This is a genomic window from Cryobacterium sp. TS_SC_7 (genome assembly GCF_056156285.1).
Genome location: NZ_CM149589.1, coordinates 736184 through 756400, shown reverse-complemented (window position 1 = coordinate 756400; position 20217 = coordinate 736184). Strand labels below are relative to the sequence as shown.

Sequence of the window (20217 nt, the reverse complement as noted above, 5' to 3'; positions counted from 1 at the left end):
GCGCGCCGTCGATGACCCGCCCAGGCCCCGTGGCCCGGGTGCTGATCGACTCGCCGCTGCCGCAGCTGGACCACCTGTTCGATTACAGCATCCCCGCCGAGCTCTCCGCCATCGCCCTGCCCGGAGTGCGGGTGCGGGTTCCGCTGCGCTCGGCCGGCCGGGTGGCCGACGGGTACCTGATCGAGGTCCTTGAGCCGTCCGCACCGGCCGCAGACCCGGAGGCGCTGCCCGGCCTCGACGCGGGCAGCGACTTCCGAGGCGCGCTCAGCCCGATCGAGAGTGTGGTCTCCGCCGCCCAGGTGCTCACGCCCGAGGTCTGGGAGCTTGCCCGCCGGGTGGCCGACCGGGCCTCCGGGAACGCGAGCGACGTCATCCGTCTCGCCGTGCCCCCACGCCAGGTGCGGGTGGAGAAGGCCTGGCTGGCGGCGCGGGCCACGGATGCCGACGGGCCGGCCGACGGGACGCCGGCCGGGTCAGCCGTGGCATCCCTGGCACCCACCGGCCCTGCCGACCCGGCGACGCCGGGGGCGCGGGCGGCGCGGGCCCTGGCCGACTACCCGGCCGGCACCCTGGACACGGCCGTCGAGACTCACGCTCGGCTCTGCGTCGCAGCGGTGCCCGCACTGCAGCTGCTGCCCGACGGGCAGACGATCGGGCACTGGGCGCTGACCCTGGCCGAACTCGCGGTGGCCGGCCTGGCCGCCGGGCAGAGCGCCATCCTGGTCGTGCCCGACTACCGCGACCAGGACCAGCTGCAGGCCGCCCTCGACCTGCTCGCCCCGGCCGGCTCGGTCAGCCGCGTCGATGCGCGCCAGCCGAACCCGGACCGCTACCGGGCCTTCCTGGCGGCGCTCGGCCCCGAGCCGCGGATCATTCTCGGCAACCGTTCGGCCGTGTACGCGCCGGCGGCGAACCTGGGTCTGATCGCGCTCTTCGACGACGGCGACCCGCTGCAGGGTGAACCGCTCAGCCCCTACGTGCACTCCCGGGACGCGGCGCTGGTGCGCCAGGGCCAATCGGGCTGTGCCCTGGTCTTCCTCGGCCACTCGCGCACGGTCGAGGTTCAGCGGCTGGTCGAACTGGGTTGGCTCACGGCGGTGCATCCCGCGAAGAGCCGGCATCCGCGGGTGATCCCCACCGATTTCCAGTCCGAGCCCGACCAGCAGGCCCGCGCCGCGCGCATCCCGACGGCCGCGTGGCGGGCCGCCAAGGAGGCGCTCGGCCACGGCCCGGTCCTGGTGCAGGTCGCCAGCCCGGGATACGCGCCGATGCTCGCCTGCCAGAGCTGCAAGAAGGCAGCCCGCTGCACCACCTGCCAGGGTCCGCTCGCCCTGGCGTCCAAGAACTCGACCCCGTCGTGCCGCTGGTGCGGGGCCCTGGCCGCGAACTGGAGTTGCACGCACTGCGAGGGGCGCGCCCTCCGGGTGGTCACCCTCGGCACCGGGCGCACCGCCGAAGAACTCGGCCGGGCATTCCCCGGCGCGCGCATCATCATCGCCGACGGCGACCACCCGCTGCAGCACCTGGGCGACGCTCCGGCCCTGGTGATCGCCACCCGGGGGGCCGAGCCCATTCCCACGGGCGGGTACCGGGCCATCCTGCTGCTCGACGGCGAACGGATGCTCGCCCGGGAGTCCCTCCGGGTGGGGGAGGACTGCCTGCGCTGGTGGTGCAACGCGGCTGCCCTCGCTGCGCCGGGCGCCGCCGTGGTGCTGGTCGGTGTGGGCGGGCTCGTCGCCCGCGCGCTCAACTCGTGGCAACCCGAAATGCTCGCCGCAGCCGAGCTGGCCGATCGCCGCCAGCTCAAGTTCCCCCCTGCGGTGCGGGCGGCATCCGTCACCGGAACCGACGCCGATGTCGCGGCCGCCCTGGCGGACCTCGCCGGGATGGACGGTGTCGACGTGCTCGGTCCGGTCGGCACGGAGGATCCCCTCGTGCGCGCGATCGTGCGGTTGCCCTATGCCAGCGGCGACGAGGTCGCCCGCGCGCTCAAGGCCGCGATCGTGCGGAACGCCGCCCGCCGCCGACGCCCGAAGGGGGCGTCCTTCCGCCCCGCGCCTACACTCAAAGTACGATTCGACGACCCGGAGCTGCTCTAAATGAAACTCGTCTTCGCCGGCACGCCCCAGGCGGCCGTGCCCAGCCTGGTCGCCCTGGCCCAGTCCCACCACGACCTCGCGGCCGTGATCAGCCGGGCGGATGCCCCGCTGGGCCGCAAACGACTGCTGACCCCGTCGCCGCTCGCCCGCGCGGCCGCGGACCGCGGGCTGCCTCTGATCAAGACCAACCGTCTCGACGCGGATGTGACAGCCCAGATCGCCGCGCTGCAGCCCGACCTCGGCGTCATCGTCGCCTACGGCGGGCTCGTGCGCGAGCCGCTCCTCTCGGTGCCCCGGCTCGGCTGGATCAACCTGCACTTCTCCCTGCTGCCGCGCTGGCGCGGCGCCGCCCCCGTGCAGCATGCGCTGATCGCCGGCGACCTGCAGACCGGGGCCGCCGTGTTCCAGCTGGTGCCGGAACTCGACGCCGGTGCGGTGTTCGCCCAGTCCGCGCAGACCATCGACTCCGACGACACGGCCGGCAGCCTTCTCCAGGACCTCAGCGGCAGCGGCGCGCGCCTGCTGCTGCAGGTGATCGACGCCCTCGAGGCGGGCGGTCTGTCGGCTGTCCCGCAGTCCGGCCCGATCACTCTGGCCCCCAAGCTGACCCTGGCGGATGCCCGCATCGACTGGACCGAACCGGCCGGGGTGGTGCGCAACCGGGTGCGCGGGGTCACCCCCGAACCCGGTGCGTTCACGGTGATCGGCGACGCCCGCCTCAAGCTCCAGGCCGTTGCCCTGACCCAGGGTTTCGAGGCCCAGCCGGCCGGCCTGATCCGCGAAATCGACAAGAAAGTGCTGGTTGGAACGGGGACCGAGCCGCTCGAGCTCGTCACCGTGCAACCGGCCGGAAAGACACAGATGACGGCAATCGACTGGTGGCGCGGAGTAGCGGCGGCGGAGGTGGTCGCCTCATGAGCGACGACCGCGTACAGGGCCGGAAGAACGGCGCTCGCTCCGAGAGCGGCCGCACCTCGGAGCGTGCGCGCCCTCAGGCTGATGTCGTGCAGCCGGCCCGGCGGGTGGCCTACGAGGTCATCGCAGCAGTGCGGGAATCCGACGCCTATGCGAACCTGCTGCTGCCCACCCGGATCAAGCGGGCGGCGCTCAGTACCGCGGATGCCGCGCTGGCCACCGAGCTGACCTACGGCACCCTGCGCATGCAGGGCTTCTACGACCGGGTGATCGCCGACGCGGCCGGCCGGCCGGTCACCGCCATCGACCCGGCCATCCTGGACGTGCTGCGGCTCGGCGCGCACCAGCTGCTCGCCACCCGGGTCGCCACCCACGCGGCCGTGAACGAGTCCGTCGAACTGGCCCGCCAGGTGGGCTCCCGCGCCGCCACCGGCTTCACCAACGGGGTGCTGCGCACCATTTCCCGTTCCAGCGCCGACGAGTGGCGCGACCGCGTGCTCAGCGAGGCGGTGAACGACGACGACCGCCTCGCCGCCGAGCACTCGCATCCGGTGTGGGTGGTGCGGGCGTTCCGGCAATCGCTGCGGCTCGAAGGCCGTGAGGCCGAGCTCGATGATCTGCTGGCTGCCGACAACGCCGCCCCCAAGGTGAACATGGTGATCCTGCCCGGACTGAGCAACACGGAAGACACTGACGGGCTCGGTGTCGCCAACGACTTCTCACCCACCGGCTTCGTGCTGGCCGGCGGGGACCCCGTGCACCTGATGCAGGACAGCGGCGGCCGGCTGCGGGTGCAGGACGAGGGCTCCCAGCTGGCGGCCCTCGCGCTCAGCCGGGCGCGCCCGGTGACGCCGGGGGAGCGCTGGCTCGACCTCTGCGCCGGCCCCGGCGGCAAGGCAGCCCTGCTCGCCTCCGAGGCGCTGGCCGGCGGGGCCAGCCTCGTCGCCAACGAAATCGTCCCGGCCCGGGCCGCCCTCGTGCGGAAGGCCCTGGCCGCGGTACCGGCCGCGGTGCCTGTCTGGGAGGAGGACGGCACCCGGTTCGGTGCCGAGCACTCGGAGCAATTCGACCGGATCCTGCTCGATGCCCCCTGCACCGGGCTCGGCGCGCTGCGGCGGCGCCCGGAGGCCCGATGGCGCAAGCAGCCCCGGGACGTCGCCGAGCTGTCGGACCTCCAGTCCGGCCTGATCGACGCCGCCCTCGGCGCGCTCAAACCGGGCGGCGTGCTTGCCTACGTCACCTGCTCGCCGCACGTGGCGGAGACCCGGGGGATCGTCGCGTCCGCTCTGAAGAAATGGGCGGGGCGCGTGCAGACCCTCGACACGGCATCCGTTCTGCAGAGCCTGAGCAGCTCGCCGCTCGATCTGGCCGACGCCGTCGGCAGTGTGCAGCTGTGGCCGCACCGGCACGGCACCGACGCCATGTTCATCACCCTGCTCGAGCGCACGGAGTAGCCGCCGGGCCTGCCCGCAGTAGGGTGAAAGCATGGTCACCCGGATAAACCCCAGCATCCTCGCCGCCGACTTCGCGAATCTCGAACGGGACCTGGGGCGCATCCGCACCGCGGACCTGGTGCACGTCGACATCATGGACAACCATTTCGTGCCCAACCTGACGTTCGGGCCCCCCGTCGTCGACCGCCTCGCCCAGATTTCCCCGTTGCCGTTCGACCTGCATCTGATGATCGAGAACCCCGAACGCTGGGCGCCCGGCTACGCGGAGGCAGGCGCGTTCTCGGTCACCTTCCACGCGGAGGCCACGACCAATCCGGTCGGGCTGGCCCGCAAACTGCGGTCCATCGGAGCCCGGGCCGGCATCGCGCTCAAGCCCGGCACGGCCGTCGAACCTTACCTGGAGCTGCTGCCCGAATTCGACCAGGTGCTCGTGATGACCGTCGAACCCGGTTTCGGCGGGCAGAGCTTCATGCCGTCCACCATGCGCAAGCTCCGCACCCTGTCGGAGGCGGTGAAGAAGACCGGACTGGACGTGTGGCTGCAGGTCGACGGCGGCATCACCGAGGACACCATCGTGATCGCCGCCGAGGCCGGTGCCAACACGTTCGTGGCCGGGTCCAGCGTGTTCAACGCCGCGGACCCCGCGAAGCAGATCGCCCGGCTGCGCGCCGCCGCGACCGAACACCAGCACTCGCACTAGTACCCTAGACAGGTGAAGACTTTCGACGAACTGTTCGCTGAACTGAGCGACAAAGCACGTACCCGCCCCGACGGCTCGGGGACCGTTCGCGAACTCGACGCCGGCGTGCATGCCATCGGCAAGAAGATCGTCGAGGAGGCAGCCGAGGTGTGGATGGCCGCCGAATTCCAGAGCGACGACGAAACCGCCGCCGAGATGAGCCAGCTGCTCTACCACGTGCAGGTGATGATGCTGGCGAAGGGCCTGAGCCCTGCCGACCTGTACCGGCATCTGTGACGCATCCGAGAGCGCATCGCCCCGGTCACGCCCGTGAGACTTGATTTGCCAGAGCCTGAAGACGCAGAGAGTACTGAAATGCTGAGAATTGCCGTGCCCAACAAGGGCTCGTTGTCCGAAACCGCCGCGCAGATGCTGTTCGAGGCAGGCTATACCGGCCGCCGCGACCCCCGCGACCTCGTCGTCTCCGACCCGCACAATGACGTGGAATTCTTCTACCTGCGACCCCGTGACATCGCCACCTACGTCGGCTCCGGCGCCCTCGACGTCGGTATCACCGGTCGCGACCTGCTGCTCGACTCGGGCTCCACCGCGCAGGAGATCGCCAGCCTCGACTTCGGCGACTCCACCTTCCGGTTCGCCGGCCCCGCCGGTCGTTTCACCGCCCTGGCCGACCTGTCCGGCCTCCGCGTCGCCACCAGCTACCCCGGACTCGTCGAGGCCTTCCTCGCCGAGCACAACGTCAGCGTCACCCTGGTCACCCTCGACGGCGCGGTCGAATCCGCCGTGCAGCTGGGCGTGGCGGATGCCGTCGCCGACGTCGTGTCCACCGGGTCCACCCTGCGCAAGGCCGGCCTCGAGATCTTCGGCCCGGTCATCCTGCAGTCCACCGCGGTGCTGATCAGCTCCGAGAACGACAAACCCGGCATCGCGACGCTCCTGCGTCGGCTGCAGGGCGTGCTCGTGGCCCGCCAGTACGTGCTGATGGATTACGACATCCCGCAGGTCCTCCTCGACGATGCCTGCCTCCTGGCTCCCGGTATCGAGTCGCCCACCGTGTCGTCCCTGCACGACCCGGAGTGGGTCGCCGTGCGGGTCATGATCCCGCGCCTGAACACCAACCACGTCATGGACGCCCTCTACGAACTCGGAGCGCGCGCCATCCTGATCAGCTCCATCCACAACGCCCGGCTGTAACGGGCGACGACACACAATGGAGGCACGATCGTGAGTCTTTCGGTGCGGGTGATCCCCTGCCTCGACGTGGCCGACGGCCGCGTGGTGAAGGGCGTGAACTTCCAGAACCTGCGCGACGCGGGCGACCCGGTCGAACTCGCCCGCCGCTACTACGAGCAGGGCGCCGATGAGCTCACCTTCCTCGACGTGACCGCCACGGTCGACAACCGCGCCACCACCTACGACGTCGTGCGCGCCACCGCCGAGCAGGTGTTCATCCCGCTCACGGTGGGCGGCGGCATCCGCACCGTCGAGGACGTGTCGCGGCTGCAGGCCAGCGGTGCCGACAAGGTGGGTGTGAACAGCGCCGCCATCCGGCGGCCGGCCCTGATCGGCGAGATCGCCGACCGGTTCGGCTCTCAGGTGCTGGTGCTCTCACTCGACGTCAAGCGCAGCGGGCGCACCGAGTCCGGTTTCGTCGTCACCACCCACGGCGGCCGCACCGAAACCGACCTGGACGCCCTCGCCTGGGCGCGCACCGCCATCGAACTCGGGGTCGGCGAGCTGCTCGTCAACTCCATCGACGCCGACGGCACGAAGGCCGGCTTCGACCTCGAACTGATCACGCTGATGCGCGCCCTGAGCAGTGTTCCGGTGATCGCATCCGGCGGCGCCGGCCGCGTCGAAGACTTCCCCCCGGCGATCGCGGCCGGAGCGGACGCCGTGCTCGCGGCATCCGTTTTCCACAGCGGTCAGCTCACCGTCGGCGACGTCAAGGCGGAGTTGCGAAACGCCGGAATGCCCGTGCGCTGATTTGCGTTCCCTCACAACTGAAACGGCTCCCCGATGACCGACCTGCTCTCCGCCTCCGACGACGCCCTGGCCCGGGCCGTGTTCAACTCCGACGGCCTGCTGCCGGCTGTGATCCAGCAGTGGGACACCGGTGAGGTTCTCATGCTCGGATGGATGAACCGGGAAGCGCTGCGCCGCACCCTCAGCGAGGGGCGCGTGACGTTCTGGTCCCGCAGCCGCCAGGAATTCTGGCGCAAGGGCGACACCTCCGGCCACGCCCAGTACGTGAAGTCTGCCGCCCTCGACTGCGACGCCGACACCCTCCTCGTGCAGGCCGACCAGGTCGGGGCCGCCTGCCACACGGGTGCCCGCACCTGCTTCGACGGGCGCGGCATCGACGTCGTCACCGGCACGCGCCCCGAGGCCGAGGCGGCAGCTGACCCGACATCCACCGATCCGGCCTCCGCCGACGAGCCGAAGGACTGACCATGGCACCGAACAGCTCCAACACCGCGTCGACGACCGCCGAGCAGTTCGCGAACCTGAGCTCCGGCCACCGGGTGATCCCGGTGGTGCGTGAACTCTTCGCAGACGGTGAGACCCCGGTGGGCATCTACCGCAAGCTCGCGGCGGGCCAGCCCGGCAGCTTCCTGCTCGAATCCGCCGAGCAGGGCGGAATCTGGTCCCGGTTCTCCTTCGTCGGGGTGTCCTCGTTCGGTGTGCTCACCCAGCAGGGCGACGAGACCCGCTGGCTCGACTACGGCCTCTCGGCCGAACGGGCCCTCGGCGCCGCAGTCGGCCTCGGCCCGCTGGCAGCCCTCGCGGCCCTCTACGAGCGCTGGGAAACCCCGCGAATGCCCGGCCAGCCACCCCTGACCGGCGGCCTCGTCGGCTTCATCGGCTGGGAGGCCATCCGCCAGATCGAACGGCTGCCCAATCGACCGACGGCCGACTATGACGTGCCCGGTCAGGCCTTCAGCTTCGTCGCCGACCTCGTCGTGATCGACCACAAGTACGGCACGGTGCAGCTCATCGCCAACGTGCTCAATGACGGCCACGACGAGACGGATGCCCTCTGGGCGGCCGCGCAGGCCCGCCTGGACGCCCTGCAGGCCCGCCTGGCCGAACCCTCGGAGGCCTGGCTCGCCGAAGTCGACCTGTCCACGCCCGCGTCTCCGACCCACCGCACCCGCCGCGAGGATTTCCTCGCCGCGGTCGACGTCGCCAAGGAGCACATCGTTGACGGCGACGTGTTCCAGGTGGTCATCTCGCAGCGGTTCGACCAGGACTGCACGGCCGACCCGATCGACGTCTACCGGGTGCTGCGCAGCCTCAATCCCTCGCCGTACATGTATCTGCTGAGCCTGGAATCCACGGACGGGGAAACCTACTGGGTCGTGGGCTCCTCGCCCGAGGCCCTGGTCAAGGTGCAGAACGACCGGGTGTTCACGCATCCGATCGCCGGGTCGAAGCCACGCGGCGCGACCCCGGAAGCCGACGCCGACTTCGAAGCTGAGCTCGCGGGCGACGCCAAGGAACGCGCCGAGCATCTGATGCTCGTCGACCTGGCCCGCAACGACCTGCTCAAGGTGTGCGCCGCCGGGTCGGTGGAGGTGACCGAGTTCATGCGGATCGAACGGTTCAGCCACATCATGCATCTGGTCTCCTCGGTGGAGGGCAACCTGTTGCCGGGCCGGTCCGCCATCGACGTCTTCCGCGCCACCTTCCCGGCCGGGACCCTCTCCGGAGCGCCGAAACCCCGCGCGCTGGAGATCATCGACGCCCTCGAGCCCACCCAGCGCGGCGTCTACGGGGGAGTGGTCGGCTACTTCGGGTTCGCCGGTGACGCCGACCTGGCCATCGCCATCCGCACCGCCACCATCATGGGCGGCGTGGCCCGAGTTCAGGCCGGCGGTGGGCTCGTCGCCGACTCCGACCCGGTCTCCGAATATCAGGAGTCGCAGAACAAAGCGGCGGCGCCCCTCCGCGCGGTCGCGGTCGCGAACGCCATGAAGCGGGTGCGTTAGGTGGCATCGGCACGGCGCGTCAAGCTCACGCACATCCTTGTGGTCCTCGCTGCCAGCGGGCTCGCCCTGCTGGCTTGGACGCAGCCGTGGGTGAACGCCGACGTGGCGCAATCAGGGGCGGCCCGGCAGACCCTCGAGGTCGCGGGCGCCACCGCCGCGCCCGGCGTCACCGCTCTGGCGCTGGCCGGCATGGCCCTGGCCGGAGCCCTGAGCATCGCCGGTCCCGTCATCCGCCTGGTCCTCGGCGTGCTCGAGGTGCTGCTCGGCTTCTCCGTTTCGTTGTCCGCCTTCCTGGCGATCACCGACCCGGCCACGGCCAGCGCCGGCGCGGTCACCGATGCCACCGGGATCTCCGGCACCGAGTCGGTCGTCGACGCCGTCGTCTCGGCCTCGGTGACGCCGTGGCCGTTCGTGGCTCTCCTCGCCGGCGTGGTCATGGCCGGGGCGGGAGTCTCGGTGTTGGTCACCGCCCGCCGCTGGCCCGGGCCGACGTCCCGTTATCAGGCCGTGCGCTTCGAACCCGTCGACGCAGGCGATCCGGGCGTCGGAGCCGGAGCCGGAGCCGGAGCCGGAGCCGGAGCCGGAACCGGAACCGGAACCGGAAGCGGAACCGGGCCGGAACGGGACGCCGTCGACGACTGGGACGGCCTGAGCCGCGGCGAAGACCCCACCGCGCCGCGCTGAACCCGGACCGTATTCCCGGTTTCACCGGCTTCCCGGGCAGGCCGGTGAAGCGCGAGGCCGCTAGACTTGTTCTGCCCGTCAACGCATAAAAGGAGAACCATGAGCTTCGAATCGGTAGATCCAGGCGAAGGCCATTCGATCGCGGCCTGGACCGCCGTCACCATCATGCTTCTGGCCATCACCATCGGCACCGTCGCCTTCTTCCTGGTGATTCCGTGGCTCGTCTGGGCCTCTGCCGGTCTGCTCGTGGTCGGACTGCTGGTCGGCTGGATTCTGTCCAAAGTCGGCTACGGCGTAGCCGACTCTTCGCACCAGGGCCACTAGTCGAGTGCTGTCTGACCTTCTAGCCGGGGCCGTCGCCGACGCTGACCAGCGCCGGGCCGCCCGCCCGTTCTCCGTCGTCGAGGCTGCAGCCCTCGCCCGCCCGCCCGCGATCGACGCCCTCTCGGTGCTCGCTCCCGCCGACCGGGTCAAGATCATCGCGGAGGTCAAGCGAGCCAGCCCGTCGCGTGGCACCCTGGCCGAGATCTCCGACCCTGCCGCCCTCGCCGTGTCCTACGAATTCGGCGGTGCGAGCGCGATCAGCGTGCTCACCGAGGGCCGCAAGTTCCTGGGGTCGCTGTCCGACCTGGAGCAGGTGCGCTCGGCCGTGCGAATCCCGGTCCTGCGTAAGGACTTCATCGGACTGCCATACCAGGTCTTCGAGGCCAGGGCGGCCGGCGCCGACATGGTGCTGCTCATTGTCGCGGCTCTCGACCAGGCCACCCTGGTGTCCCTGCACGATCTCATCCGTCAGCTCGGCATGACAGCACTGGTCGAGACGCACAGTGCTGAGGAGGTCGACCGTGCCGTCTCCATCGGCGCGAGCCTCGTCGGGGTCAATGCCCGCGACCTCTCCACGTTCCAGCTCGACCAGGACCTGTTCGGTCGACTCGCCGACCAGATTCCGTCCGGCGTGGTTCGCGTTGCCGAGTCCGCCGTGAAGACCGCGTCTGACGTGGCGCACTACCGTGCCGCCGGCGCCGACATCGTGCTGGTCGGCGAGGCCCTCGTCACGAACGATCCCATCCGCACGCTCTCCGAATTCCTGGCGGTATAAATGTCAATGTCCCTCAGAACAGAAGCAGGCCCGTACTTCGGCGACTTCGGCGGCAGGTTCGTGCCGGAGTCCCTCGTCGCGGCCCTCGACGAGCTCACCAACGAGTACACACTGGCTCGGCAGGACCCGGCCTTCGCAGCCGAACTGATGGAACTGCACCGCACCTACACCGGTCGGCCGTCGCTGATCACCGAGGTGCCCCGGTTCGCCGCGCACGCCGGAGGCGCCCGCATCATCCTGAAGCGGGAAGACCTCAACCACACCGGATCCCACAAGATCAACAACGTGCTCGGCCAGGCGCTGCTCACCAAGCGCATCGGCAAGTCCCGCGTGATCGCCGAGACCGGAGCCGGCCAGCACGGAGTGGCCGCCGCGACGGCCGCCGCCCTGTTCGGGCTCGACTGCGTGGTCTACATGGGCGAGGTCGACACCGAGCGACAGGCCCTGAACGTGGCCCGGATGCGCCTCCTCGGCGCCGAGGTCGTCGCGGTCAAGACCGGGTCGCGAACCCTCAAAGACGCGATCAACGACGCCATGCGCGACTGGGTCACCAACGTCGAGACCACCAACTACATCTTCGGAACGGTCGCGGGCCCGCACCCGTTCCCCGCCATGGTTCGCGACTTCCAGAAGATCATCGGCGAAGAAGCCCGCCAGCAGGTCCTCGACCTCACCGGGCGCCTCCCCGACGCGGTCACCGCCTGCGTCGGCGGCGGGTCGAACGCCATGGGCATCTTCCACGCCTTCCTCGACGACCCGGAGGTGGCCCTGTTCGGCTATGAGGCCGGCGGAGACGGAGCGGAGACCCTCCGTCACGCGGCGACGATCACCAAGGGGCGCCCCGGCGTCCTGCACGGCGCCCGCAGCCTCCTGCTCCAGGACGAGGACGGGCAGACCGTGGAGTCGCACTCGATCTCCGCGGGCCTCGACTACCCGGGGGTCGGGCCCGAGCACGCCTGGCTCGCCAGCATCGGACGGGTCACGTACCTGCCGGTCACCGACGACGAGGCGATGAGCGCCCTGCGGCTGCTCAGCCGCACCGAGGGCATCATCCCCGCCATCGAGTCCGCGCACGCCCTCGCCGGCACGCTCGAACTGGGCAAGCAGCTCGGCCCGGACGCCACCATCCTGGTGAACCTCAGCGGTCGCGGCGACAAGGACATGGAAACCGCGGGTCGGTACTTCGACCTGCTCGACAAAGGCGCGGAACAGTCATGAGCACCGACACAGGTCACGACCCGGCCACCGGAATGTCGAGCACGGTCGAGGCGACCATCGCGCGCCGTCGCACCGAGGGTGGCGGTGCCCTGATCGGCTACCTGCCGGTGGGTTTCCCGACCCTCAGTGAGAGCATCGACGCTGCAGTCGCCATCGCGAACAGCGGCGTCGACATCCTCGAACTCGGGCTGCCCTACACCGACCCCGTGATGGACGGCCCGGTGATCCAGGCAGCGACCCAGCAGGCCCTCGCCAACGGGTTCCGCCTCCGGCACGGGATCGAGGCCGTTGCGGCGATCACCGCCCAGGTTGACGTTCCCGTTCTGGTGATGACCTACTGGAACCCCATCCTGCAGTACGGCGTCGACCGGTTCGCAGACGACCTGCTCGCCGCCGGCGGCGCCGGACTGATCACGCCCGACCTGATCCCCGACGACTCGGCCGCCTGGGTGGCCGCGAGCACGCGCACCGGCCTGGACCGGGTCTTCCTCGCTGCACCCTCCTCCTCCGACGAGCGACTGCGGCAGGCAGTGGCTGCGAGCCGCGGCTTCGTGTACGCGGTCTCCACCATGGGGATCACGGGTGCCCGTGGCGACGTCGACTCCGCCGCCCGCGTGCTCGTCGATCGTCTCCGGGGAGCCGGGTCCACCAGCGCCTGTGTGGGCCTCGGCATCTCCACCCCCGAGCAGGTCCGCGAGATCCTGGCCTACGCCGACGGCGCCATCGTCGGTTCCGCACTCGTCAAGGCTCTGTCCGACGGGGGAGTCCCGGCCGTCGCCGCGCTCGCCCGAGACCTGGCCGCCGGCGCCCGGGATATCCGGCCAGCCAGCGCAGTCCCGCACAGCTAAGGTAAGTTGACCGAGGCGGTCTCGGCCACTGCAGAGTGTCCGGCGTCACGATGAAAGGTAGTCCCCAGGTGTCTGTTCTTCTGAGCCTCCCGAGCCCGAGCCCCGAATGGAGCTCCTTCACCCTCGGCCCGTTCACCATCCACGCCTATGCCCTCTGCATCCTGGCCGGGATCATCGCCGCCACCGTCATGACCTCCCGCCGGCTGACGAAGCAGGGCGGCGAGCCGGGCGTGGTGCTCGACATCATCCTCTGGGCCGTTCCGCTCGGGATCGTCGGCGCCCGCATCTACCATGTGCTCACCCACCCTGGGGACTACTTCTACGACGGTGCCAACCTGTGGGACGTCTTCGCGATCTGGGAGGGCGGCAACGCCATCTTCGGTGCTCTTCTGGGCGGTGCCGTCGGCGCGTACATCGGCTGCCGGATGTCCGGCATCCGTTTCTGGGCCTTCGCCGACGCCCTTGCGCCTGGAATGCTCGTGGCGCAGGCCATGGGACGACTTGGCAACTGGTTCAACGAGGAGCTTTTCGGTCTTCCCACCGACCTGCCCTGGGGCCTGGAGATCTCGGCCGCCAACCCCGCTTTCCCGATCGGCCTGCCCCCGGAGACACTGTTCCACCCCACCTTCCTGTACGAGATGATCTGGAACGTGGTCGGCGTGGTCCTGATCCTCGCGATCGAACGCAAGGTTGCGTTGCACTGGGGCAAGGCCTTCGGCGTGTACCTGATCTGGTACGGCCTCGGCCGCAGCTTCTTCGAGTCGATCCGGGTCGACCCGAGCGAGATGTTCTTCGGCATCCGCACCAACGTGTGGGCTGCCTATGCGGCAATCCTGATCGGGATCATCCTCATCGTGGTGCAGAGTCGTCGCCACACCGGCCTCCCGGTGAGCGTGTACGTACCGGGCCGCGAGTGGAAGGGCCTCGACCCTGAGGTAGAATCTGAAGAGTTTGATTCGGACCCGGCGAATCACGGTGATGACGCCGTGCCACCCGCCGATGAGAACAACGTTGCAGCCACAAGCACCAGCAACTCGCGCCTCTAGGCTCAGGTAACCTTCAACCTGTTCCACGGCTTGTGACCCGGTATGACGGGCCGCCGCGCAAATGTCTACCTGAGCGGGCCAGCGTTGTCCCCACTTGCCAGTTACTTTCGTGAGGACGGTCCAATGCCGCAAACACCCCTCTTCTCGCGCTTCAGCAGCGTGCCGAAGCCGCAGGGCCTCTACAACCCGGCCGACGAACGGGACGCCTGTGGCCTGGCCATGGTCGCCACCCTGCGCGGCACCGCCGGGCATGACATCATCACGCTCGCACTCGATGCGCTGCGCAACCTCGAGCACCGTGGTGCGGTCGGCTCGGATGCCGGTACCGGCGACGGCGCGGGAATCATCACACAGATCCCGGACGAGTTCCTGCGGACGGTGACCGAGTTCGCTCTGCCCGAGATGGGCCGGTACGCCGTCGGCAACGTGTTCCTGCCCACCGATCCCACCGCCCGGAGCGCCATCAAGCGCCAGATCAACCGGATCGCCCAGGACGAGGGTTTGGTGGTCCTGGGCTGGCGCGAGGTCCCCGTGCGCCCCGACGAGGTAGGCAACCTCGCCCGCGCGGCCATGCCGGCCATCCAGCAGCTTTTCGTGCAGAGCAGCCGCACGACCGAGGACGGTCAGACGCTCGGCGACATCGCCCTCGACCGCCAGGCTCTGCGGCTGCGCAAGCGGGCCGAACGGGAGCTGGCGATCTACTTCGCCTCGCTGTCCTGCCGCACCATGGTCTACAAGGGCATGGTGACGACGCTGCAGCTGGAGCCGTTCTACCCTGACCTGTCCGACCCGCTCTTCGTCTCGAAGCTCGCACTCGTTCACTCCCGCTACTCCACCAACACCTTCCCGTCCTGGCCGCTCGCCCAGCCGTTCCGCATGATCGCCCACAACGGTGAGATCAACACGGTGCAGGGAAACCGCAACTGGATGCAGGCCCGCCAGTCCCAACTCGAATCCGAGCTGCTCGGGGACCTGAACCCGCTCCTGCCCATCGTGACCCCCGGCGGCAGCGACTCGGCGTCCTTCGACGAGGTGGTCGAGCTGCTCAGCCTGTCCGGGCGCTCCCTCCCGCACGCCGTCATGATGATGGTGCCCGAGGCCTGGGAGAACCAGACCGACCTCGACGAGGAGCGACGGGCGTTCTACGAGTACCACTCCATGTTGATGGAGCCGTGGGACGGTCCGGCCGCGATCGTGTTCACGGACGGTTCCCTTGTCGGTGCCACCCTCGACCGCAACGGTCTGCGTCCCGGCCGCTACCTCATCACCGACGACGGCCTCGTCGTGCTCGCCAGCGAGATCGGCGTGCTCGACATCGACCCCAGTCGCGTCGTGCGCAAGGGCCGCCTGCGCCCCGGCAAGATGTTCCTCGTCGACACCGTCGCCGGCCGCCTGATCGAAGACGATGAGATCAAGGCCGACCTTGCCGCCAGCGAGCCGTGGGGAACGTGGCTGGACGCCGGCCGGATCAACCTCAAGGATCTGCCCGACCGGGAGCACATCGTGCACCCGCCGGCATCCGTGGTTCGTCGCCAGCGCACATTCGGCTACACCGAAGAAGAGGTGCGGATCCTGCTCGCGCCGATGGCGCGCCTCGGCGGGGAACCGCTCGGCGCCATGGGGTCCGACACACCCATCGCCGTGCTCAGCGAACGTCCCCGGCTGCTGTTCGACTATTTCACCCAGCAGTTCGCCCAGGTGACGAACCCGCCGCTCGACTCGATCCGCGAGGAGGTCGTCACCTCGCTCAAGCTCGGGCTCGGCCCGGAGCGCAACCTGCTCTCGGTAGGCCCCGAGCACGCCCGTCAGGTCGTGCTCGACTTCCCCGTGATCGACAATGACGAGCTGGCCAAGATCCAGCACATCGACACCGCGCCCGGCAGCCGCACCACGACGACCATCCGCGGTCTCTACCGGTTCGAAGACGGGCCGGACGCCCTCGCGGCGCGCATCACCGCGATGTGCGCCGAGGCCGACGCGGCCATCGAGGACGGCGCGATGTTCCTCGTCCTGTCCGACCGGGACTCCAACAAAGACCTGGCGCCCATCCCGTCGCTGCTGATGATCGCCGCGGTGCATCACCACCTGATCCGCACCGAGAACCGGATGAAGGTCGGAATCGTAGTCGAGGCCGGCGACGTGCGGGAGGTTCACCACGTCGCGCTGCTGATCGGCTACGGCGCCTCCGCCGTCAACCCGTACCTCGCGATGGAGACCTGCGAGGACCTGGTGCGCAGCGGCTACATCACGACCGGCACCCCGGAACAGGCCGTGCACAACGTGATCAAGGCCCTCGGCAAGGGCGTGCTCAAGATCATGTCCAAGATGGGCATCTCGACCGTCTCCTCCTATGCGGGCGCGCAGACCTTCGAAGCTGTGGGCCTGAGCCAGGAATTCGTCGACCAGTACTTCACGGGCACGACCAGCAAGCTCGGCGGTGTCGGCATCGATGTCATCGCGACCGAGAACGAGGCCCGCCACCGGGCCGCCTACCCGGAGGATGCGGCGGTCACCGCCCACGAGCGTCTGGCCACCGGCGGGGAATACCAGTGGCGCCGCGACGGCTCACCGCACCTGTTCAACCCGGACACCATCTTCCGGCTGCAGCACTCCACCCGCACCCGTCGGTACGACATCTTCCGGGAGTACACCAAGCTCGTCGACGACCAGGCGTCGAGCCTGATGACCCTGCGCGGTATGTTCACCTTCACCAGCGGCAAGCGGCACCCCGTTCCGCTGGACGAGGTCGAACCGGTCTCCGCCATTGTGAAGCGGTTCGCGACGGGCGCGATGAGCTATGGTTCCATCTCCGCCGAAGCGCACGAAACCCTTGCGATCGCGATGAACCGCCTCGGAGGCAAGTCCAACACCGGTGAGGGCGGCGAGGACCTCGACCGTCTGCTCGACCCGGAGCGGCGCAGCGCGGTCAAGCAGGTCGCATCCGGACGGTTCGGCGTGACCAGCATGTACCTGTCGCACGCCGACGACATCCAGATCAAACTTGCCCAGGGTGCCAAGCCCGGCGAGGGCGGCCAGCTGCCGCCCACCAAGGTCTACCCGTGGATCGCGCGCACCCGGCACGCAACCGCCGGCGTCGGCCTGATCTCGCCGCCCCCGCACCACGACATCTACTCGATCGAAGATCTCAAACAGCTGATCTTCGACCTCAAGCGGGCGAACCCGTCCGCGCGCATCCACACCAAGCTCGTCAGCCAGTCGGGGATCGGCGCGGTGGCCGCGGGCGTGGCCAAGGCGCTGTCCGACGTGATCCTGATCTCCGGCCATGACGGCGGAACGGGGGCCAGCCCGCTGAACTCCCTCAAACACGCCGGCACACCCTGGGAGCTCGGCCTGGCCGAGACCCAGCAGACCCTGATGCTGAACGGGATGCGGGACCGCGTCGTGCTGCAGGTCGACGGCCAGTTGAAGACCGGTCGCGACGTCATCATCGGCGCCCTGCTCGGCGCGGAGGAGTTCGGTTTCGCCACGGCTCCGCTGATCGTTGAGGGCTGCGTCATGATGCGGGTCTGCCATCTGGACACCTGCCCGGTCGGCGTGGCCACGCAGAACCCCGAACTGCGCAAGCGCTTCACGGGCAAGGCCGAGCACGTGGTCAACTTCTTCGAGTTCATCGCCCAGGAGGTGCGCGAATATCTCGCTGAACTCGGGTTCCGCAGCCTGGAGGAGGCCATCGGCCACCGTGAGGTGCTCGACGTCAACGGTGCCCTGACGCACTGGAAGGCCTCAGGCCTCGACCTGTCGCCGATCCTGGTCGGCCCGGACTTCTCCGCGGGCGAACCCCGTCAATCCGGGCGGGCGCAGGAACACGAGCTCGACCTTCACTTCGACAACGAACTGATCCGCCAGAGCGCCAGTGTTCTGGAGCACGGTGGCCAGATCACCATGTCGCTGCCCATCCGCAACACCGAACGCGCCGTGGGCACCATGCTCGGGCACGAGGTCACCGTTCGTCACGGCGAGAACGGCCTGCCGTCCGGCTCCATCGACGTCACCCTCACGGGAAGCGCCGGCCAGTCCTTCGGCGCGTTCCTGCCCAGCGGGATCATCCTGCGGCTGGAGGGCGACTCCAACGACTATGTCGGCAAGGGGCTCTCGGGCGGCCAGATCACCGTGCGACCCGACCGAGGCAGCCTGTTCAAGGCGGAGCAGAACGTGATCGCCGGCAACGTGATCGGATACGGCGCCACGCAGGGCAGCATGTTCATCCGCGGCATCGTGGGCGAACGCTTCCTGGTGCGCAACTCCGGCGCCACTGCCGTGGTGGAGGGTGTCGGCGACCACGCCCTCGAGTACATGACCGGGGGACTGGCTGTCATCCTGGGCGGCACCGGGCGCAACCTCGGGGCCGGCATGTCGGGTGGAACCGCCTACGTCTACGGGCTCAGCACCGAGAACGTCAACCGTCAGGCCCTCGATTCCGGCGAGCTCACGCTGCTGCCGCTCGGCAGCGCGGATCGCGAGATCGTGCGCGACCTGCTCGAACAGCATCGGGACCAGACCGAGTCCGCCCTGGCGGCCCGGCTGCTGGACGATCTCGACACCACCATGTCCACTTTCGTCAAGGTACTGCCGCGCGACTACGCGGCCGTCCTGGCAACCAGGCAGACCGCCGTCACGGAGGGGCTCGACCCCGACGGCGTCGTCGTCTGGAACCGCATCTTGGAGGCAACCAATGGCTGATCCGAAGGGATTCCTGAAGACGACGGAGCGGGAGCTCCCGCCCCGCCGTCCCGTGTCCGTGCGCCTGATGGACTGGAAAGAGGTCTACGAACAGCGCGACTCCGCCATGCTGAAGCGCCAGGCCGGCCGCTGCATGGACTGCGGTGTGCCGTTCTGCCAGCAGGGTTGCCCTCTGGGCAACATCATCCCGGAATGGAATGACCTCACCTGGCGCGGCGAAGGGCGGCAGGCGATCGAACGGCTGCACTCCACCAACAACTTCCCGGAGTTCACCGGCCGTCTGTGCCCGGCGCCGTGCGAATCGGCCTGCGTGCTCGGCATCAGCCAGCCGGCGGTCACCATCAAACAGGTCGAGGTCTCGATCATCGACCAGGCGTTCGCCAACGGATGGGTGCAGCCCCAGCCCCCGGGGCGCTTGACCGGCAAGACCGTCGCCGTGGTCGGCTCGGGGCCGGCCGGCCTCGCGGCCGCCCAGCAGCTCACCCGGGCCGGTCACACGGTCGCCGTCTTTGAACGGGACGACCGGATCGGCGGACTGCTGCGTTACGGCATCCCCGACTTCAAGATGGAGAAGAAGCACCTCGAGACCCGGCTGGCCCAGATGACCGCCGAGGGCACCCGCTTCCGGGCGGGCGTCACGATCGGTGAGGACATCACCTGGGACGACCTCCGGGCCCGCTACGACGCCGTTGTGGTCGCCACGGGCGCCATGGTTCCCCGCGACCTGCCTATCCCCGGGCGTGACCTGCCCGGCGTGCACTTCGCCATGGAATACCTGGTGCAGCAGAACAGGGTCGGTGCCGGCGACACGGTGGACCAGCAGATCACCGCGGAGGGCAAGCACGTGGTCGTGCTCGGCGGCGGCGACACCGGCGCGGACTGCATCGGAACGGCGCACCGCCAGTCCGCGGCATCCGTCACCAATCTCGCCATCGGGCGTCAGCCCGGAACCGAACGACCCGAGCACCAGCCCTGGCCGTTGTCACCCACCCTGTTCGAGGTGTCGAGCGCCCACGAGGAGGGTGGCAACCGGGAATTCCTGGTGTCGACGGTCGAATTCCTGGCCAACGAGGCCGGCGAGGTGCGCGCCATTCGCGTGGCGGAAACCGAGTTCCTGGACGGACGCCGCGTGCCGAAGGCAGGCACGGAGCGGGAGATCCCCGCGGACCTGGTGCTCCTGGCCATGGGTTTCACCGGTCCCGAGTCGCGCGAGCTGACCGAACAGCTGCACGTGCCGGTCGATGGGCGGAGTAATGTCGAGCGTGACGTTAATTACCAGACCAGTCACGAGGGCGTGTTTGTGGCTGGTGATGCCGGCCGTGGCCAGTCGCTCATCGTCTGGGCGATCGCCGAGGGCCGTGCTGCCGCGGCAGCAGTCGACAAATTCCTCGAAGGCGAGACGCAACTGCCTGCACCGGTCAAGCCGACCGATCATGCCTTCGCAATCTGATTGGTCGCTGA

At 69.4% G+C, this 20217-nt stretch carries 17 protein-coding genes; all 17 read left to right on the top strand.

What is annotated here, in order from left to right; all coding sequences use genetic code 11:
- Window positions 1-11 precede the first annotated feature (11 nt).
- The 17 genes from AC0J5J_RS03490 (at window position 12) to AC0J5J_RS03410 (ending at window position 20206) form a co-directional block, all read left to right on the top strand.
- Window positions 12-2099 (top strand): primosomal protein N' family DNA-binding protein, encoded by a 2088-nt coding sequence (locus AC0J5J_RS03490; RefSeq protein ID WP_134423573.1) that lies wholly within the window; start codon window positions 12-14, stop codon window positions 2097-2099.
- The gene (gene fmt / locus AC0J5J_RS03485; RefSeq protein WP_134423572.1) at window positions 2100-3017 is read left to right on the top strand and encodes a methionyl-tRNA formyltransferase; all 918 of its coding nucleotides are present in this window, start codon (window positions 2100-2102) and stop codon (window positions 3015-3017) included.
- Window positions 3014-4468 (top strand): RsmB/NOP family class I SAM-dependent RNA methyltransferase, encoded by a 1455-nt coding sequence (locus tag AC0J5J_RS03480; RefSeq protein WP_474899510.1) that lies wholly within the window; start codon window positions 3014-3016, stop codon window positions 4466-4468. The genes fmt and AC0J5J_RS03480 overlap by 4 nt, the downstream gene beginning before the upstream one ends.
- A gap of 31 nt (window positions 4469-4499) precedes the next feature.
- Window positions 4500-5168 carry a ribulose-phosphate 3-epimerase gene (gene rpe / locus AC0J5J_RS03475; RefSeq protein ID WP_474899509.1) on the top strand — a complete coding sequence of 223 codons (669 nt, stop codon included), beginning with the start codon at window positions 4500-4502 and terminating at the stop codon, window positions 5166-5168.
- A gap of 12 nt (window positions 5169-5180) precedes the next feature.
- Window positions 5181-5444, top strand: a complete 264-nt coding sequence (locus AC0J5J_RS03470) for a phosphoribosyl-ATP diphosphatase (protein WP_134423569.1) — start codon at window positions 5181-5183, stop codon at window positions 5442-5444.
- Window positions 5445-5522: 78 nt separating this feature from the next.
- Complete coding sequence (gene hisG, locus AC0J5J_RS03465; RefSeq protein WP_134423568.1) at window positions 5523-6362, top strand: ATP phosphoribosyltransferase; 840 nt, start codon at window positions 5523-5525, stop codon at window positions 6360-6362.
- A gap of 30 nt (window positions 6363-6392) precedes the next feature.
- Entirely contained in the window at window positions 6393-7154 is a 762-nt protein-coding gene (gene hisF, locus AC0J5J_RS03460; protein ID WP_134423567.1) for an imidazole glycerol phosphate synthase subunit HisF, read from the top strand.
- Window positions 7155-7187: 33 nt separating this feature from the next.
- A complete protein-coding gene (gene hisI, locus AC0J5J_RS03455; protein ID WP_134423566.1) occupies window positions 7188-7619 on the top strand; it encodes a phosphoribosyl-AMP cyclohydrolase in 432 nt (143 codons plus the stop codon).
- Window positions 7620-7621: 2 nt separating this feature from the next.
- Window positions 7622-9160 carry an anthranilate synthase component I gene (locus AC0J5J_RS03450; protein WP_474899507.1) on the top strand — a complete coding sequence of 513 codons (1539 nt, stop codon included), beginning with the start codon at window positions 7622-7624 and terminating at the stop codon, window positions 9158-9160.
- A complete protein-coding gene (locus AC0J5J_RS03445; protein WP_474899505.1) occupies window positions 9161-9844 on the top strand; it encodes a Trp biosynthesis-associated membrane protein in 684 nt (227 codons plus the stop codon).
- A gap of 99 nt (window positions 9845-9943) precedes the next feature.
- Entirely contained in the window at window positions 9944-10168 is a 225-nt protein-coding gene (locus AC0J5J_RS03440; RefSeq protein WP_134423561.1) for a DUF6704 family protein, read from the top strand.
- Between the two features lie 4 nt (window positions 10169-10172).
- Entirely contained in the window at window positions 10173-10943 is a 771-nt protein-coding gene (trpC, locus tag AC0J5J_RS03435) for an indole-3-glycerol phosphate synthase TrpC (RefSeq protein ID WP_134423559.1), read from the top strand.
- A 6-nt stretch (window positions 10944-10949) separates the two neighbouring features.
- Entirely contained in the window at window positions 10950-12161 is a 1212-nt protein-coding gene (gene trpB, locus AC0J5J_RS03430) for a tryptophan synthase subunit beta (protein WP_134423557.1), read from the top strand.
- A 32-nt stretch (window positions 12162-12193) separates the two neighbouring features.
- On the top strand, window positions 12194-13009 hold the full coding sequence (trpA, locus tag AC0J5J_RS03425) for a tryptophan synthase subunit alpha (protein ID WP_474900185.1): 816 nt from the start codon (window positions 12194-12196) through the stop codon (window positions 13007-13009).
- A 50-nt stretch (window positions 13010-13059) separates the two neighbouring features.
- Window positions 13060-14055 carry a prolipoprotein diacylglyceryl transferase gene (gene lgt / locus AC0J5J_RS03420; protein WP_134423555.1) on the top strand — a complete coding sequence of 332 codons (996 nt, stop codon included), beginning with the start codon at window positions 13060-13062 and terminating at the stop codon, window positions 14053-14055.
- Between the two features lie 123 nt (window positions 14056-14178).
- Window positions 14179-18756 carry a glutamate synthase large subunit gene (gene gltB, locus AC0J5J_RS03415; protein ID WP_474899504.1) on the top strand — a complete coding sequence of 1526 codons (4578 nt, stop codon included), beginning with the start codon at window positions 14179-14181 and terminating at the stop codon, window positions 18754-18756.
- Window positions 18749-20206: a glutamate synthase subunit beta gene (locus tag AC0J5J_RS03410; protein WP_134423551.1), complete on the top strand. Its 1458-nt coding sequence runs from the start codon at window positions 18749-18751 to the stop codon at window positions 20204-20206. The genes gltB and AC0J5J_RS03410 overlap by 8 nt, the downstream gene beginning before the upstream one ends.
- Window positions 20207-20217: the final 11 nt, after the last annotated feature.

What these genes read in the sequence shown, in the direction of transcription:
- AC0J5J_RS03490 (WP_134423573.1), top strand. Translation starts at nt 12, where the DNA reads ATGACCCGCCCAGGCCCCGTGGCCCGGGTGCTGATCGACTCGCCGCTG.
- fmt (WP_134423572.1), top strand. Translation starts at nt 2,100, where the DNA reads ATGAAACTCGTCTTCGCCGGCACGCCCCAGGCGGCCGTGCCCAGCCTG.
- AC0J5J_RS03480 (WP_474899510.1), top strand. Translation starts at nt 3,014, where the DNA reads ATGAGCGACGACCGCGTACAGGGCCGGAAGAACGGCGCTCGCTCCGAG.
- rpe (WP_474899509.1), top strand. Translation starts at nt 4,500, where the DNA reads ATGGTCACCCGGATAAACCCCAGCATCCTCGCCGCCGACTTCGCGAAT.
- hisG (WP_134423568.1), top strand. Translation starts at nt 5,523, where the DNA reads ATGCTGAGAATTGCCGTGCCCAACAAGGGCTCGTTGTCCGAAACCGCC.
- hisI (WP_134423566.1), top strand. Translation starts at nt 7,188, where the DNA reads ATGACCGACCTGCTCTCCGCCTCCGACGACGCCCTGGCCCGGGCCGTG.
- AC0J5J_RS03450 (WP_474899507.1), top strand. Translation starts at nt 7,622, where the DNA reads ATGGCACCGAACAGCTCCAACACCGCGTCGACGACCGCCGAGCAGTTC.
- AC0J5J_RS03440 (WP_134423561.1), top strand. Translation starts at nt 9,944, where the DNA reads ATGAGCTTCGAATCGGTAGATCCAGGCGAAGGCCATTCGATCGCGGCC.
- trpB (WP_134423557.1), top strand. Translation starts at nt 10,950, where the DNA reads ATGTCCCTCAGAACAGAAGCAGGCCCGTACTTCGGCGACTTCGGCGGC.
- trpA (WP_474900185.1), top strand. Translation starts at nt 12,194, where the DNA reads ATGTCGAGCACGGTCGAGGCGACCATCGCGCGCCGTCGCACCGAGGGT.
- lgt (WP_134423555.1), top strand. Translation starts at nt 13,060, where the DNA reads ATGAAAGGTAGTCCCCAGGTGTCTGTTCTTCTGAGCCTCCCGAGCCCG.
- gltB (WP_474899504.1), top strand. Translation starts at nt 14,179, where the DNA reads ATGCCGCAAACACCCCTCTTCTCGCGCTTCAGCAGCGTGCCGAAGCCG.
- AC0J5J_RS03410 (WP_134423551.1), top strand. Translation starts at nt 18,749, where the DNA reads ATGGCTGATCCGAAGGGATTCCTGAAGACGACGGAGCGGGAGCTCCCG.